Genomic DNA, 14,509 nt, shown 5'->3' on the forward strand with positions numbered 1-14,509 from the left:
CCCCCGGGCTCCGCGGCGCGCGGCGCTTTGCGGGGTGACTAGGGGCAGTTGACGGGGGCGTTGCCGGCACTCACCCGGCACGCGTCGACGCCTGCGCCGCCGTCGACGACACCCTGGTTCACGGCGACCTGAAGGAAGTCGCCCTGATTGCCGCCCAGGACCCGGCCGGCGGGCGTCACGAGCCCGCCCACCGAGATGTGGTCGCCCCCGTCGCCGCCCGCGACGACGCCCGCGACCGCGGCGGACGCGCCGACCGAGATGAAGTCGCCTTCGGTGCCGCCGCTGACGGTGCCGTTGACGGGGCCGGTGAGGAAGATCGTGTCGCTGCCGCCGAGACCGTTGACCGAATGGCCCGCATCGACCGACGAGCACTGGATGAAGTCACTGCCGGCTGTGCCGTTCACGGTCGGGCCCGAGGCGGGGACGCCGTTGACCGAGCACGACGTCGCGGCCTGGGCGGGGGAGCTCAGGGCGAGCGGGGCTATGACGAGGGAGGCGGCGCAGAGGGTGCGCAGAGAGTGTCGGATCATATGATCGATTTAACGTAAAGTGTTCGATCATGTGCAACCTGTCACCGCGTCCGTTCGACCGTCCGCCTGATCACGGAGAGTTCTCTCACACCCCCGCGCCGCGTACCGCCTGAACCGTCTTGCGGGCCGCCACCAGGATCGGGTCCCAGACCGGGGAGAACGGCGGGGCGTATCCCAGGTCGAGCGCCGTCATCTGCTCCACCGTCATTCCCGCGGTGAGCGCGACCGCCGCGATGTCCACGCGCTTCGCGGCCCCGTCCCGGCCCACGATCTGCACCCCGAGCAGCCGGCCCGTGCGGAACTCCGCGATCATCTTCACCGTCATCGGCCGGGCCCCCGGGTAGTAGCCCGCCCGCCCCGTCGACTCGATCGTCGCCGTGACGAACCGCAGGCCCACCGCGTGGGCGTCCTTCTCCCGCAGTCCCGTACGGGCGATCTCCAGGTCGCACACCTTGCTGACCGCCGTACCGACCACCCCCGGGAACGTCCCGTAACCCCCGCCGGCGTTGGCCCCGATGATCTGGCCGTGCTTGTTGGCGTGGGTGCCCAGCGCGATGTGGCGGGTGCGGCCCGCCACCAGGTCGAGGACCTCGACGCAGTCGCCGCCCGCCCAGATGTTCTCGTGCCCGGCGACCCGCATCGACAGATCGGTGAGCAGACCGCCGTGCGGGCCGACCGGGAGCCCGGCGGCGCGGGCCAGGGCCGTCTCCGGCTCGACCCCGATCCCGAGCACCACCACATCCGCCGGATGACGGGCGTCGTCGGTGGCGACCGCGGTGACCCGGCCGTCCGGACCGGTGAGGATCCTGGTCACCTCGGCCCGGTTCACCGTCTTGATGCCCAAGCCGTCCATGGCGTCGTGGACCAGTCGCCCCATGTCGGGATCGAGCGTCGCCATCGGCTGCTCGCCGCGGTTGAGCACCGTCACCTCGAAGCCGTGCTTCAGCAGCGCCTCCGCCATCTCGACACCGATGTATCCGGCACCCACGACGACCGCGCTCCGGCCCTTCGCCCGGTCCAGGGAATCCAGCAGCGCCTGGCCGTCGCCGAGCGTCTGCACGCCGTGCACGCCGGCCGCATCCATGCCGGGCAGCGACGGGCGCACCGGCCGGGCGCCCGTCGCGATCACCAACTTGTCGAAGCCCGTCCAGTACGTCCCACCGGTCTCCCGGTCCATCGCCCGCACCCGCCGGCCGGCGATGTCGATCTCCGTCACCTCGGTGCGCATCCGAAGATCGATGGAGCGGTCCCGGTGCTCCTCGGGCGTACGGGCGATGAGGTCGTCCCGCTCCGCCACGTCCCCGCCGACCCAGTACGGGATGCCGCAGGCGGAGTACGAGGTGAAGCGGCCCCGCTCGAAGGCGACGATCTCCAGCTCCTCGGGCCCCTTGAGCCTGCGGGCCTGGGACGCGGCGGACATACCCGTCGCGTCCCCGCCGATGACCACCAGTCGCTCCGCTGCCATGCCGGGTCCCTTCGACCGCCGAGTCCGGGGACCCACGCTACGGCGCTCAGGGCGCGGACGGCGCCTGAGGTGGTACGGGGGCGTGCTCGGACGGTGCGGGGACCGGCTCCGGTGCCCGAGGGGCGCGGCGCCGGGTGAACCGGGTACGCACCAGCCGCCAGAGCAGCAGCAACGCGGCCGCGGCCGCCAGGAACGGCGCGGCCGCGCCCAAAGCCATCGCGATCCACTTCACCATCGTCACGAACGCATGCCAGCCGCCGCCGAGCGCGTCCACGAACCCCGGATCGTCGTCCGTGGCGTCTGCGGGCGCCTCCGGCTCGGAGAGGTCGAGGGTGATCGTCGCCAGGGTGGTGCGGTCCTTGAGCGACTCCTGCCGGGCGAGCAGCGACTCCAGTTCGGCCTGACGGTTGCTCAGTTCCCCCTCCAGGGCGACGACATCGGTGATCTTCTCGGCCCGGTCCATCAGCTTCCGGACCCGGGCGACGCTCGCCCGCTGGGTGGCGATCCGGCTCTCCACGTCGACGACCTGATCGGTCACGTCCTTGGCCTCCGACGTCCGGGACAGCAGCTTCCCGCCTCCCGCCAGCTCCCGCAGCACGGCGTCGTACTCGCCCTGCGGCACCCGCAGCACGAGGTGCGACTGCTCGTGCGTCGCGTCGACCCGCTCGGTGGACTCGCTCGCCACCAGACCGCCCGCGCCCTCCGCGACGGATCGGGCCGTCGCGGCCGCCTTCGGCACGCTCTTCACCTCCACGGAGAGCGAGGCCTTGCGGATGATGTGGGCGGTGGTCGGCGTGGGCGGCTTCGCCGACTGCGCCGGGCTGCCGGCGGAGGACCCGCGGGCCGACTCCCCGGCGGCGGAGTCGGCCCGCCCCGCGGGGGCTGCCGCCGCCTTGTCGTCCGCCGCGCTCACGCTCCGGTCGGCGGAGCTGCTGTCGCCCGCGCCGCAGCCGCTCAGCGCGAGCAGCGCGGTGAGCAGCCCGGCGGCGAGTGCCGTACGCGAACGGCGCGCGGACGGGCGGCGGGTGGACGAACGGCCTGGATGGTGCGATCTCTGCATAACTGCTCCCCCGGGGCGGGTGGTTGATGATGCCGGTTCGACGTCGGGCCCCGCGGTGCGGGTTGCCTCGTACGGGTTGCGAAGCGGTCACGTTCAGGACCCGGAAAGGGTTTGAGAGAGTGGGGGCATGCAGCGATCAATAAACCGTGCGGACGCAGGTGCGGGTCATGTCGTCGTCATCGGCGGCGGTATCGCCGGACTTGCGGCTGCCCACCGGCTCCTCGGCTCCGGACTGCGGGTCACCCTCCTGGAGGCGACCGACCGGCTCGGCGGCAAGCTCATGACCGGTGAGATCGCGGGCACCCGGGTCGATCTGGGCGCGGAGTCGATGCTGGCCAGACGGCCCGAAGCGGTCGGCCTGGCGAGGGCCGTGGGCCTCGGCGAACGGCTTCAGCCGCCGGCCACCGCCACCGCGTCGGTCTGGACGCGGGGCGAGCTGCGGCCGATGCCCAAGGGGCACGTGATGGGCGTACCGGGCGACCCCGCCGCACTCGGCGGGGTGATCTCCGCGGAGGGACTGGCCCGCATCGCGCAGGAGCGGGACCTCACCCCGACCGCCGTCGGCGACGACGTCGCGGTCGGTGCCTACGTCGCCGACCGGCTGGGCCGCGAAGTCGTCGACCGGCTCGTGGAACCGCTGCTCGGCGGGGTGTACGCGGGCGACGCCTACCGGATCTCGATGCGCGCCGCCGTACCGCAGCTCTACGAGCTGGCACGGGAGGGCGGTTCACTGCTCGACGGTGTCCGGCGCATCCAGCGGCAGGCCGCCGCCCGGCAGCAGACCGGCCCGGTCTTCCAGGGCATCGACGGAGGCATCGGCACCCTGCCCGGCGCGGTCGCCGACGCCGTGCGCGCCGGAGGCGGCGAGATCCTCACCGCCACACCCGTGCTGGGCCTGAGCCGCACCGCCGACGGCTGGGACGTCCGTACCGACACCGGAGTGATCGCCGCCGACGGCGTCGTCCTCGCCGCCCCGGCCTGGTCCGCGTCCACGCTGCTGGCCGCCGAGTCCCCGGCCGCCTCCGTCGAGCTGGCCGGCGTCGAGTACGCGTCGATGACGCTGATCACCATGGCGTTCCGGCGCTCCGACGTGGCGGCCACGGGCGCGCTCGACGGGCGCTCCGGCTTCCTCGTACCGCCGGTCGACGGCCGTACGATCAAGGCATCCACCTTCTCCACCCACAAGTGGCAGTGGGTCGCCGACGCGGCCCCGGACCTGTTCGTCCTGCGCACCTCGGTCGGCCGGTACGGCGAGGAGGACCATCTGCACCGCGAGGACTCCGAACTCGTCGACGCCTCGCTGCGCGACCTCGCCGACGCCACCGGACTCGCCGTGCAGCCGGTGGACACCGAGGTCACCCGGTGGATCGGCGGCCTGCCCCAGTACCCCGTCGGCCACCTGACCCGGGTCGCCCGGATCCGTGACGAGGTCGCCGCACTGCCCGCTCTGCGGGTCTGCGGCGCGGTGTACGACGGCGTCGGCATCCCGGCCTGCATCGCCAGTGCCCACCGGGCCGCGGACGAGATCGCCGCCGAACTCACGGGAGAGATCATCGCCACTCCCACCCTGGTTCAGGGCACTCGGAGCGAGGCGGGACAATAGCCGTATGAGTGCGCCTGAGAAGATCCCCAACGCCGGCAAGAAGGCCAAGGACCTCAACGAGGTCATCCGCTACACGCTGTGGTCCGTCTTCAAGCTCCGCGATGTACTCCCCGCCGACCGCGCCGGTTACGCCGACGAGGTCCAGGAGCTGTTCGACCAGCTCGCCGCCAAGGACATCACCGTCCGTGGCACCTATGACGTGTCCGGCCTGCGGGCCGACGCCGACGTCATGGTCTGGTGGCACGCGGAGACGGCGGACGAGCTGCAGGAGGCGTACAACCTCTTCCGGCGCACCAAGCTGGGTCTGGCGCTGGAGCCGGTCTGGTCGAACATGGCGCTGCACCGTCCCGCCGAGTTCAACAAGGCGCACATCCCGGCGTTCCTCGCCGACGAGACGCCGCGCAACTACGTCAGCGTGTACCCCTTCGTACGCAGCTACGACTGGTACCTGCTGCCCGACGAGGACCGCCGTCGCATGCTCGCGGACCACGGCAAGATGGCCCGCGGCTACCCCGACGTCCGCGCCAACACCGTCGCCTCCTTCTCGCTCGGCGACTACGAGTGGATCCTCGCCTTCGAGGCGGACGAGCTGTACCGCATCGTCGACCTCATGCGTCATCTGCGGGCCTCCGAGGCGCGGATGCACGTCCGCGAGGAGGTCCCCTTCTACACGGGCCGCAGGAAGTCCGTCGCAGACCTGGTGGCCGGGCTCGCGTAGCGAGCGGGCTCCGACCACCCCAACCCGGAAGATCAGACGGCGGATACCGGCGCACTGCTGTGCGCTGCCGCCGCTCCAGCGACACCGGGTTCGGCTCCGGGCACGCCGTGGGATTCGGACCCGCGGCGTTCCCCGGCACGGGCGGGGGAGTGACACGTCCTTCCCCGCCCGTCCCCGGCCCGCCCCGACGCGGGCCGGTCATGTGCTCCGCCGGGAGCACGGCAGGTCCGGCCTCCCGAACTCTGATCGGCCGGAAACGGCCGTGCCGTGGTCGACGGGGGCCGGGCCCCGGCGTCCAGGACGGACCGGTTGCGGCCGAGGACCGGGACCGAGGTCGCGCAGCGGGCCACCGCCTGACGGTCCGCCGGATCCCTCACCGATCCCGGTACGTCGCACCGGCCGGGTGACCGCCGCCCGAGAGTGCTGCCCGCAGCGCCGGATCGTCGACGGCACGGACGCCCCGCACGGCGACCGCCGCCAGCACCTCACGGTCCGCGCTCCCCGGCGGGGCGGCGAACGAGTCCAGCAGGCGCTGTCCCGTGGGGGAGGCCCAGGAGCTGTACGGATGGATCTCCATCCGGGCGATGGCCAGGCAGCCGAGCGTCAGGACCAGAGGCAGCGCGAACCACACCAGTTCAGCCGTCAACGGGACGCCGATGCCGCTCTCCTGATCCGGCAGCAGCAGCGCGGCGCCGGCCATCGCGATCACCAGGAGCGCCGCGCCGCGCACCGCGCGTATCGCCGACGCGAGGTCCGTCCGTTCACCGCCAGGCAGTGCCAGGCCCGCCCCGACCAGCCGGTCGGCGAGGGAACGTACGGCATCGGCCGCGGCGGTCGCCGAACGGATCGGAGGGATCAGCGACTGTCCCCCGGGGCCGATGGCGCGGATCACCGTGCGCTCGACCTCGTCCCGGCCCTCCGGGTCGACGACCGTCGCCCAGCCCGTGTGGGCGAGCAGCAGACGTCTGCGCAGATGCATGGTGACGAGGGCCAGATCCGCGACCCGGTGCGGGCCGCCGGTCAGGAACGCCGCCTCGTACAGGGTCAATTCGACGTGGCCGGGGTCCCGCGCCCGGTCGACGGACGCGGCGGCGAGGCAGAGCCGAAGACAGGAGGCGCCCGCCACACCCCATGCGACCAGCAGAAACAGAACCCAGAGCATGTCGGAGTTCTATGCGAGGCGGACGGTGAAGCGCCATGGCCTGTTCATTATTCGGACCGGTGCGCGAGCGCGCTCGGCTCAGGAACTGCTGCTGCCGCAACTGGACCCGCTGCTGCTGGAGCAGCTGGATCCGCTGCCGCAACTGGATCCGCCGCTGCTGGAGCAGCTGGATCCGCCGCCGCAACTGGATCCGGATCCGCCGCAGCTCGACCCGCCGCCGCAGCCGGACCCGGAGTTGCCGCCGCAGCCGGATCCGGACCCGCCGCCGCAGCCTCCGTGACCCGGCGTTCCGCTGGAACTCCCGCAGCCGGATTCCGTACGGCCCGAGCCGGCGCACCACGCCGTCGCCACGAAGTGTCCGTCGCTGTGCGAGGAGGAGTGCGAGGGTGACACGGGCCGCCGCCCGGTCGTGGCCCGCATCCGTGCCGCGGTCACCAGCTGCGCCCGCAGTACGGGGTCGGGCAGCGCGCGCAACCCGAACATCGCCACCAGCCCGGCGGGTCCGACGGCGCCGGCGTGGCCGGCACGGTACTGCTCGGCGGCGCGCCGGCCCGCCTTGGTGATGCGCGTACGGGCGACGCCCGCGCAGATCATCCCGGTCGGGAAGCCCACGAACAGCGCGGGAAACACCTTGATGACGAAGGGGAGGGAGCCGTCGAACGGATCGGACTCGGCCACGACCTGCGCCGTCGTCACCGCGAAGGAGACCGGAACGGCCAGCAGGCAGCCCAGCCCCTGGAACAGACCCCAGCGGCGCCATTTCGCGCTGGCGCCCGGCGGGACCAGCAGTCCGCGGGCGGCCAGCCCGTCACCGACCTCCTGCACGGCCGGGTGCCGCATCGCCGCGTCCCGCAAGATGTGCAGCGCGCCGCTGGGGGCGGCGGCGTGCTCCTGGAGCACCGCCCGTTCCACCGGGTCGTCCGCGGCCGGCCGCCGGACGGAGACGATGCCGGGACCGCCGACCGTCAGGCGCCCGTCAGCCTGCATGGCGGCGATCGCGGCGTCCACCACCCTGCCGGGGCCGCCGTTGAGGAAGGCCACCTCGTAGAGGTCGTGGACCGGGCCGCCGGGACCGCGCCGGGCGTTCGAGATTCCCACGATCAGGAGGACCGAGGAGACCGCGACGCCGAGCGTCACGACCAGGGCGACCGTGTTCACGCCGGTCACCTCCCCACCAGTGCGGAGCGCACGGCCCGTGCCAGCCGGGCGGCACGGCGCGGCGGCCGGGCAGCCGCACGCTCCTGCCACCAGAGGGTCAGCCGGCGCCGGGCGGCACTGTCCGCGGGGCGGCCCGCGATCAGCAGCTGTTCGGCGAAGTCCAGAGCGTCGCGCCGGTAACCGGCTGACATGGGGCGGGTCCTGGCGTACGCGAGGAACGCGCCCCGGTAGCCGTCACCGAGGATCTCGGGCAGCTCGGGCGCCACCTTGGCGACGACATCGGCTCGCTTGGCGGCCAGCGCGCGGCTCTGGACACCGAGGCGTCGGTGGTCGAAGCCCTCGGGGGCCGGGGTGCCCGCGACGAGGGCGGAGAGCAGCGCGGTCTGGGCTACGGCGGCGCGATCGCGGGCGGCGTCGGCGCGGACGCCCGAGGTACGGGCGGCGGCGCCGGCTCCGACGGCGGGGGCCACGACGGCCGTGGCTCCGGCGGCGGTGGTCTCGGTGACGGTGGATCCGGTGACGGTGGCCGCAGCACCGGTGGTGCGGAGGGTGCCGACGTGGACGCCGGGTCCGGCCGGGGCGGGTCCGGCGGGGAGCGGTCCGGTCCCGCGCCGAGCCGGCCCGTCCTTGTGCGCAGCGGCCAGCGTGACGCGGATCGCCGTGAGTTCTCCGGCCAGTTCCTCCGCGGGCGGGAAGTGGTCGTCGCGCTCCAGCAGGACTCCGGGCGGGTCCACCCGGGAGCCGAGTTCGGCGAGGACGTCGAGGACGGGCCGGGTCACCGGGTGGGCGTGCGTGTCGTGCCAGACGCCGTCCTTCTCGACGCCGCCCGCCACATGCACGTATGCGATCGCCTCCACCGGCAGTTCGTCGAGCGCCCTCGCGGGGTCCTCGCCACGGTTGACGTGGTTGGTGTGCAGATTGGCGACGTCGATCAGCAGCCGGACCCCGGTGCGCGCCACCAGCTCCGCCAGGAACTGGCCCTCGGTCAGCTCCTCGCCGGGCCAGGCGATCAGCGCCGCGATGTTCTCCAGCGCCAGCGGCACCGGCAGCGCGTCCTGCGCGATCCGCACGTTCTCGCACAGGACGTCCAGCGCGTCCCAGGTCCGCGGCACGGGCAGCAGATGACCCGCTTCGAGCGCCGGCGACGCGGTGCGGGGCCCCCCGGCCCGTACGAACGCGATGTGCTCCGTGACCAGCGGCGTGCCCAGCAGCGTGGCCCGGGCGGCCAGGGCCGCGAGCCGGCCGGGGTCGGGGCGGTCGGCCCCGCCGAGGCCCAGCGACACACCGTGCGGGACGACGGTCACACCGCGCTCACGGAGGCGTACCAGGGAGTCGGGCAGATGATCGGCGCAGAGGTTCTCCGCGACCGCCTCCACCCAGTCGATCCCCGGCAGGGCCTCCACCGCGTCCGCGATCTCCGGCCGCCAGCCGATGCCGATTCCCAGCTCCATGGTGTCCCCCTCCGCCGTTCCGTGCAGGGGTGATGGCCCCGGCGGGCGGCAGCCAATCCGAAGAGGGTGACGTTCAGAGCATGATTTGAGGTTCCGGCCCCCGACGGCCCGGCCGGACCCGGTTCAGGGCATCGGGGCCGTCGACGGACGCGAGGTGAACGACTGGTCCCCGGAAGGCTCCACGGGCACCGGAAGCGGGGGTACCGCGCCGCCCGTCGGCGGCGGCGGTCCGGTCGGGCTGGCCGTCGCCGCACCCGCGGCGTCGCGCGCGATTCCGTCGAAGTCGACGAAGCCGGTGGCCTCCAGCATGGTGATGTGGTCGAGCACGGTCTGGTTGGCGTCGGTCGCCAGCTGACGGATCAGTGAGTTGCGGGTGGTGCTCCGGACCTGGGCGACCAGGGCGAAGACCTTGCCGTGCGCCGCCCGCAGCAGATTGGCGAACTTCCGCTCGTAGTCCTCGCCGCTCGCCGCCGTCAGTTCGCGCAGCCAGCCCTGCTGCTGCTCGTTCGGCTGGTTCGGCAGTTCCACGTCGAGTTTGGCGGCCACGTCCCGGGCCCGGCGGTCCAGATCCGTGTGCCCGACCACCAGGTGGTCGCCGGCCGCCTTGACCGCCTCGCTCGGGGCGCGCTGGATGGCCTGCTGCCCGGCCGGAAGCTCCCACAGACCGGCCAGCCGCACCCTCACGAGGAAGTCCCGGTCGGTGGCGGAGAGCGGGCCCCACTGCGTGGCGACGGACGACGCGTCGAGATTGGCCTGACCGGTGCCGGAACGGTCGGCGTAGGACCAGACGGGGAAGGCGAGCGCGCCGATCGTGGCGACGAGCGCCGCGATGATGACGGCCGTTCCGTTGATGCGTCGCAACAAGGTCTCTCCCGGGCCGAGGCGTGACGACGTCGAATCAACCACCCGGCTCCAACGACCGGCGGCTGACTGGTCGTTCAAGATACTGGGCAGTAGTGCCGGTTACGGCAGTAACGGAAGATACGGACCGGGGCACCGAAGTGTTCAGCGGCGCAGCGCCGGATGGTCGGCGACCACCGTGCAGGACCCGGGGGCGATCTCCGTGAAGCCCGCGTCGTGCACCACCGGCAGCCCGCTCACGGTGAGCTCCGCCCACCGGGCGGCGTCCGCGGTGGCGACCGAGAGCGGGAACCCGGCCTCCCGCCAGGCCTTGCGCTCCGTCTCCGACAGCTCCCACCAGGCGAGCTGTGCGCCGTGCCCGGCCTGTGCCATCTCCTTGCCCGCGGACATGCCGAGCTCCGGGTTCAGCCACAGCACCGGAGCGGACGTGTCGGGTGCGGCGGGCGGCTCCGGATCGTCCAGATCCGTCCCCGACACCTGGAGCTTCACCAGCTCCTTCGGCCAGCCGTCCAGCGGCACCGGCGGGTACACGCGCACCTCGGCGCTCAGGCCGGTGACCGTGATGCCGGGCAGCGCGGACGCCTTGCGCCACTCCGCGCCGCGGGCCCGCCGCACCACCTTGCGGATCCGGGCGTCCTGCCAGTCACGCATCGCCTGCGCCCACTCGCCCTCACCGGCCGACCGCTCGTCGGAGAGCATCACGAGGACGGCGCGGGCGGCGGTGCACAGCGCGTCGGTGCGGGCCGGCGGATCGGTCTTCTCGATGTGCACGACCAGCGGGAGCACGTACTGCGGGGCGTCGTCGCGACTGGTCGGCTCGGAGTGGAACGGGGATGCGGAGGTGTCGTTGCTGCTCACTCGTACCAGTCTGCCAGCCGTCGCTTCCCGTGTTTCCGGCGCGTTCTTGGCGGAATGAAATGCTCCGGGTGAGGATGCACCGCATGAAGAGCGATCTCTTTTCCAGCGAGAACATGGCCCACCCGGCAACTGACCCCGGGATGACCCTGCAGAACGCCAAATCCATCAAGTACGCCGTCAGCGGCGAGATGCACGCCCGCCAGGGGTCGATGATCGCTTTCCGCGGTGATCTCCAGTTCGAGCGCAAGGGCCAGGGCCTCGGCGGCATGCTCAAGCGTGCCGTCACCGGCGAGGGACTGCCGCTGATGGCGGTCCGCGGCCAGGGTGAGGCCTGGTTCGCGCACGAGGCCGCCAACTGTTTCATCGTGGACATCGAGCAGGGCGACGTCCTCACCATCAACGGCCGCAACGTCCTCTGCTTCGACTCCACGCTCTCGTACGAGATCAAGACGGTGAAGGGCGCCGGGATGACCGGCGGCGGGCTCTTCAACAGCGTCTTCACCGGATACGGCAAACTCGGCCTGATGTGTGAGGGCAATCCCATAGTGATCCCGGTCACGCCCCAGCAGCCGGTGTGCGTCGACACGGACGCCGTGGTCGGCTGGAGCGCGCAGCTGAACACCTCGCTGCACCGCTCGCAGAGCTTCGGCTCCATGATCCGCGGCGGCTCCGGTGAGGCCGTCCAACTGAGGCTGGACGGCGAAGGGTTCGTGATCGTACGGCCCAGCGAGGTCAAGACAGAGAAGGCGTCGGCCAACTGAACCTGAACGGAGTGGGCCGCCGGTACGGCCTCGGTGGACCATGGGTGCTGCGCGGGGTGGATCTCGAACTGCCCGCGCGGGCCCTGATCCGGATCGACGGCGCCAACGGAACCGGCAAATCCACCCTCCTGAGGCTGCTCGCCGGGATCGACACCCCCGACGAGGGCCGGATCGACGGGCCCCGGCCGCGTACGGCCTACGTCCCCGAGCGCTTTCCGGCGGCACTGCCCTTCACCGCGGCCGGGTACCTCGTCCACCTGGGCCGGATCCACGGCCTGCGGACCACCGAGGCGACCGTCCGGGCGCGGGAGTGGCTGGCGCGCTTCGGGGCCGACGGCCACGCCCGCACACCGCTCGCGGAGCTCTCCAAGGGCACCAGCCAGAAGGTCGCCGTGGCCCAGGCGCTCCTCGCCGAACCGGAGCTGCTGGTCCTGGACGAGGCATGGACCGGCCTGGACACCGCCGCCCGCGACGAGCTGGACCGGGCGGTCGTCGAGCGGGTCGCGGCCGGTTCCACCGTCGTCTTCGTCGATCACGATCCGCGCCGGCTGGTCGGCGCCGTCGACGCCACCCACCGTGTCGTGGGGCACCGGCTCGCCGCCGTACCGGTACCGCTGTCGGCCGAGGAGGCGGGACCGCGGGTACGGATCGAGCTCACGGGCGCTGCCGGGGCCGCGCTCCCGGCGGGACTGCCCGGTGCCCCGGTGCGGGAGCCCGGCATCGGGGAGACCATCCGGCTCACGGTCGCTTCCGTCCACTCGGACGCACTGCTGCGCGCCCTGCTGACGGCCCGCCCGCCCTGGCACATCGGACACCTGTCGGAGGTGACCGCGCCCGAACCGGCGCCCCGTGCCGAACCGTCGGAGACACCATGACCGCCCTGATCCGTTACCAGACCGCCCTGCTGCTCCGCTCCCAGCGCTGGCTCGCCCCCGTCCTCCTCTACGCGGTCTTCCTCGCCGTGGGCGTCCAGTCGGGGCAGCCCGTGCTCGACTCGCTCGGCTACGCCGCCGCCGTGCTCCTGCCCGTCACCGCCTGGCTCGTCCGGCTCTGCGCCACCCAGGAACCGCCCGCCGCGCGGACCGTCGCCGCCGCGGTGGCCGGACAGCCGAAGCTGCACCTGGCCTCACTGCTCACCGCCGTGGGCTGCGCGGGGCTGCTGGGCGTGGCGGGCACGGTGGTCGTGCTGCTGATCAGTGATCCGGCCAACGTCGACCACACGGTCCGCGTCCCGCTGCCGCCCGCCGGACTCGCCGGCCTGTTCGCCGCCGCCTGCTGCGTGCTGCTCGGGGCGGCGGCCGGCGCGCTGTGCACCCGCCCGGTGCTGCACCGTCGCGGCTGGTCGGTCGCGGCCACCGCGCTCGCCGCCCTGCTGTCGCTGGTGGCCACCGGCTCGCCCGCGAAGTACGCGGTCACGGGACTGGTCACCGGATCGCTGACCGGCGCGGTGCACATCCCCGTCCTGCCGCTGATCTGCTCCGCCGCCGTGGCCACCGCGGTGGCCACGGCGGTCTGCAGACTCACTTCGACGCGGGGCTGAGTAGGCTCGTGCGCATGGACGAGCGTGTGCACGAGCCGTACTGCGGGACACCTTCGGTGGTCCCTGCACCCACCCCGGAGACCGCATCCGGTCCTCCCTACGCGGAGTGCGTGCTGTGCCGGAAGCCGACCGAGTACCCGGAATCGGCCAGGGGCGTCACGCTGTGTCCGGTCTGTGAATGGCAGGAGGCGCAGCGCACGGCCTGTTCGGGCTGAGTGCCGGCTGCTGCGAACGGATCGCGACGACGGGCATCGAGCGACCGTTCCTCAACCAGTGTGCGTGAGTGAGTTCTGGGCTCGCTGTTGCGTACTGGGCGTATCCCGAACGGTGTTGGATGCGCTGGTCCCCCGCTTTCGCTTCCCGCTCGGCGCCGGCCCTCCGGGGCCGGTCCGTGGTGGGTGGGCGAGTTCCCACAGCTCACAACCCCGCCCGTCGCCCCGGTGGGATCACGGCGCGTCACAGCCCCATCAGCTCGGAGACCTTCACGAAGCGGTAGCCCCGGCTGCGCAGTTCCGGCACCACCCGGCGGACCGCCTCGCCCGTGACCGGTGCGGCGCTGCGGGTGCAGTGCATGACGACCAGCGATCCCGGCCGCACGCCGTCCAGCACCTGCTCCGCCACCGCGTCCGCGTCCTGTGCGAACGCGTCGCCGCTGACCACGTCCCACTGCACCGCCGTCATTCGCTCGGCCGCCAGGATGCGCAGCGCCGCATCGTCGTAGCAGCCGCCGGGGAACCGGAAGTACGGCACCACACGGAGCGCACCCGTCCTCCGGATCGCGGTGAAGGCCCGTTCCACCTCCTCGCGCATGTCGGCCCGGTCCACGACCGGCAGTCCGTAGCAGGGCGACGCGAAGGCATGGTGGCTGTACGAGTGGCCGGCGATCTCGAAGAGGGGGTCGGTGCCGATGGACTGGGCCTGCGACGGGTACTCGTCCGCCCAGCGCCCCGTCATGAAGACCGTCGCGGGCACCTTCAGCAGACGCAGCAGGGCGATCAGTTCGGGGTTGTCGAAGTGCTCGCCCGCGTCCGCGCGCGGCCCCTCGTCGGCCGTCATGTCGGCGTCGAAGGTGAGTGCCACCACCTTGTCGAGGGTGCCGTGCGCCCGCTCGAAGACCGGCATCCGGCCGGCCGGCCCCTGCGCCGCCGCGGCCGGCTTCCGGTCGGCGGGCGGCGCCTTCACGGAAGGTGACGGGGATGTGGAGGGCCGGTCGTGCCGAGGGCCGGGAGCAGCGGGTGCTGTTCCGATCCCTTGTGAGGGGGCGTCACTCCCGCAACCAGTCAGGACAGGACCGAGAAGGGCGCCCAGGGCAGCCGCCGCCATCAACCTTCGTGCAGGTGTG

At 72.8% G+C, this 14,509-nt stretch carries 15 protein-coding genes; 6 read left to right on the top strand and 9 right to left on the bottom strand.

Going from position 1 to position 14,509, the window contains the following annotated elements:
- Window positions 1-38 precede the first annotated feature (38 nt).
- The 3 genes from ACFVXE_RS23915 to ACFVXE_RS23925 form a co-directional block, all read right to left on the bottom strand.
- Entirely contained in the window at window positions 39-530 is a 492-nt protein-coding gene (locus ACFVXE_RS23915) for a hypothetical protein (protein WP_389673919.1), read from the bottom strand.
- Window positions 531-615: 85 nt separating this feature from the next.
- Complete coding sequence (locus ACFVXE_RS23920) at window positions 616-1,995, bottom strand: FAD-dependent oxidoreductase (protein WP_389673921.1); 1,380 nt, start codon at window positions 1,993-1,995, stop codon at window positions 616-618.
- Window positions 1,996-2,041: 46 nt separating this feature from the next.
- Window positions 2,042-3,055, bottom strand: a complete 1,014-nt coding sequence (locus ACFVXE_RS23925; RefSeq protein WP_389673923.1) for a DUF4349 domain-containing protein — start codon at window positions 3,053-3,055, stop codon at window positions 2,042-2,044.
- A 127-nt stretch (window positions 3,056-3,182) separates the two neighbouring features.
- Between ACFVXE_RS23925 and hemG the strand changes: the two genes are divergently transcribed.
- Both hemG and hemQ read left to right on the top strand, forming a co-directional pair.
- Window positions 3,183-4,658, top strand: a complete 1,476-nt coding sequence (hemG, locus tag ACFVXE_RS23930) for a protoporphyrinogen oxidase (protein WP_389673924.1) — start codon at window positions 3,183-3,185, stop codon at window positions 4,656-4,658.
- 4 nt (window positions 4,659-4,662) lie between these two features.
- Window positions 4,663-5,376, top strand: a complete 714-nt coding sequence (hemQ, locus tag ACFVXE_RS23935; RefSeq protein ID WP_389673926.1) for a hydrogen peroxide-dependent heme synthase — start codon at window positions 4,663-4,665, stop codon at window positions 5,374-5,376.
- 373 nt (window positions 5,377-5,749) lie between these two features.
- Here the strand turns inward: hemQ and ACFVXE_RS23940 are convergent, their stop codons facing one another.
- The 5 genes from ACFVXE_RS23940 to ACFVXE_RS23960 form a co-directional block, all read right to left on the bottom strand.
- Entirely contained in the window at window positions 5,750-6,538 is a 789-nt protein-coding gene (locus ACFVXE_RS23940; RefSeq protein ID WP_389673928.1) for a TIGR04222 domain-containing membrane protein, read from the bottom strand.
- A gap of 78 nt (window positions 6,539-6,616) precedes the next feature.
- Window positions 6,617-7,696: a TIGR04222 domain-containing membrane protein gene (locus ACFVXE_RS23945; protein ID WP_389673929.1), complete on the bottom strand. Its 1,080-nt coding sequence runs from the start codon at window positions 7,694-7,696 to the stop codon at window positions 6,617-6,619.
- Between the two features lie 5 nt (window positions 7,697-7,701).
- A complete protein-coding gene (locus ACFVXE_RS23950) occupies window positions 7,702-9,147 on the bottom strand; it encodes a DUF692 domain-containing protein (RefSeq protein ID WP_389673930.1) in 1,446 nt (481 codons plus the stop codon).
- Window positions 9,148-9,270: 123 nt separating this feature from the next.
- Window positions 9,271-10,008: a DUF4142 domain-containing protein gene (locus ACFVXE_RS23955; protein ID WP_389674033.1), complete on the bottom strand. Its 738-nt coding sequence runs from the start codon at window positions 10,006-10,008 to the stop codon at window positions 9,271-9,273.
- A gap of 144 nt (window positions 10,009-10,152) precedes the next feature.
- A complete protein-coding gene (locus tag ACFVXE_RS23960) occupies window positions 10,153-10,866 on the bottom strand; it encodes a peptidyl-tRNA hydrolase (protein ID WP_389673932.1) in 714 nt (237 codons plus the stop codon).
- Window positions 10,867-10,949: 83 nt separating this feature from the next.
- On the opposite strand from ACFVXE_RS23960, the gene ACFVXE_RS23965 reads away from it, so the two are divergent.
- From ACFVXE_RS23965 to ACFVXE_RS23980, 4 genes are read left to right on the top strand one after another with little or no spacing between them, the layout of a single operon-like run.
- Entirely contained in the window at window positions 10,950-11,627 is a 678-nt protein-coding gene (locus ACFVXE_RS23965) for an AIM24 family protein (protein WP_389673934.1), read from the top strand.
- 44 nt (window positions 11,628-11,671) lie between these two features.
- The gene (locus ACFVXE_RS23970) at window positions 11,672-12,502 is read left to right on the top strand and encodes an ATP-binding cassette domain-containing protein (RefSeq protein WP_389674034.1); all 831 of its coding nucleotides are present in this window, start codon (window positions 11,672-11,674) and stop codon (window positions 12,500-12,502) included.
- Entirely contained in the window at window positions 12,499-13,167 is a 669-nt protein-coding gene (locus ACFVXE_RS23975; RefSeq protein WP_389673936.1) for an ABC transporter, read from the top strand. Before ACFVXE_RS23970 ends, ACFVXE_RS23975 begins: the two co-directional genes overlap by 4 nt.
- A gap of 14 nt (window positions 13,168-13,181) precedes the next feature.
- Window positions 13,182-13,382 (top strand): hypothetical protein, encoded by a 201-nt coding sequence (locus ACFVXE_RS23980; RefSeq protein WP_389673937.1) that lies wholly within the window; start codon window positions 13,182-13,184, stop codon window positions 13,380-13,382.
- A 241-nt stretch (window positions 13,383-13,623) separates the two neighbouring features.
- Here ACFVXE_RS23980 and ACFVXE_RS23985 read toward each other — a convergent pair whose 3' ends face one another.
- Complete coding sequence (locus tag ACFVXE_RS23985) at window positions 13,624-14,490, bottom strand: polysaccharide deacetylase family protein (protein ID WP_389674036.1); 867 nt, start codon at window positions 14,488-14,490, stop codon at window positions 13,624-13,626.
- Window positions 14,491-14,509: the final 19 nt, after the last annotated feature.

It is taken from the genome of Streptomyces sp. NPDC058231, assembly GCF_042882275.1.
Lineage (GTDB): Bacteria > Actinomycetota > Actinomycetes > Streptomycetales > Streptomycetaceae > Streptomyces.

What these genes read in the sequence shown, in the direction of transcription:
- ACFVXE_RS23915 (WP_389673919.1), bottom strand. Translation starts at nt 530, where the DNA reads ATGATCCGACACTCTCTGCGCACCCTCTGCGCCGCCTCCCTCGTCATA.
- ACFVXE_RS23920 (WP_389673921.1), bottom strand. Translation starts at nt 1,995, where the DNA reads ATGGCAGCGGAGCGACTGGTGGTCATCGGCGGGGACGCGACGGGTATG.
- ACFVXE_RS23925 (WP_389673923.1), bottom strand. Translation starts at nt 3,055, where the DNA reads ATGCAGAGATCGCACCATCCAGGCCGTTCGTCCACCCGCCGCCCGTCC.
- hemG (WP_389673924.1), top strand. Translation starts at nt 3,183, where the DNA reads ATGCAGCGATCAATAAACCGTGCGGACGCAGGTGCGGGTCATGTCGTC.
- hemQ (WP_389673926.1), top strand. Translation starts at nt 4,663, where the DNA reads ATGAGTGCGCCTGAGAAGATCCCCAACGCCGGCAAGAAGGCCAAGGAC.
- ACFVXE_RS23940 (WP_389673928.1), bottom strand. Translation starts at nt 6,538, where the DNA reads ATGCTCTGGGTTCTGTTTCTGCTGGTCGCATGGGGTGTGGCGGGCGCC.
- ACFVXE_RS23950 (WP_389673930.1), bottom strand. Translation starts at nt 9,147, where the DNA reads ATGGAGCTGGGAATCGGCATCGGCTGGCGGCCGGAGATCGCGGACGCG.
- ACFVXE_RS23965 (WP_389673934.1), top strand. Translation starts at nt 10,950, where the DNA reads ATGAAGAGCGATCTCTTTTCCAGCGAGAACATGGCCCACCCGGCAACT.
- ACFVXE_RS23975 (WP_389673936.1), top strand. Translation starts at nt 12,499, where the DNA reads ATGACCGCCCTGATCCGTTACCAGACCGCCCTGCTGCTCCGCTCCCAG.
- ACFVXE_RS23980 (WP_389673937.1), top strand. Translation starts at nt 13,182, where the DNA reads ATGGACGAGCGTGTGCACGAGCCGTACTGCGGGACACCTTCGGTGGTC.
- ACFVXE_RS23985 (WP_389674036.1), bottom strand. Translation starts at nt 14,490, where the DNA reads ATGGCGGCGGCTGCCCTGGGCGCCCTTCTCGGTCCTGTCCTGACTGGT.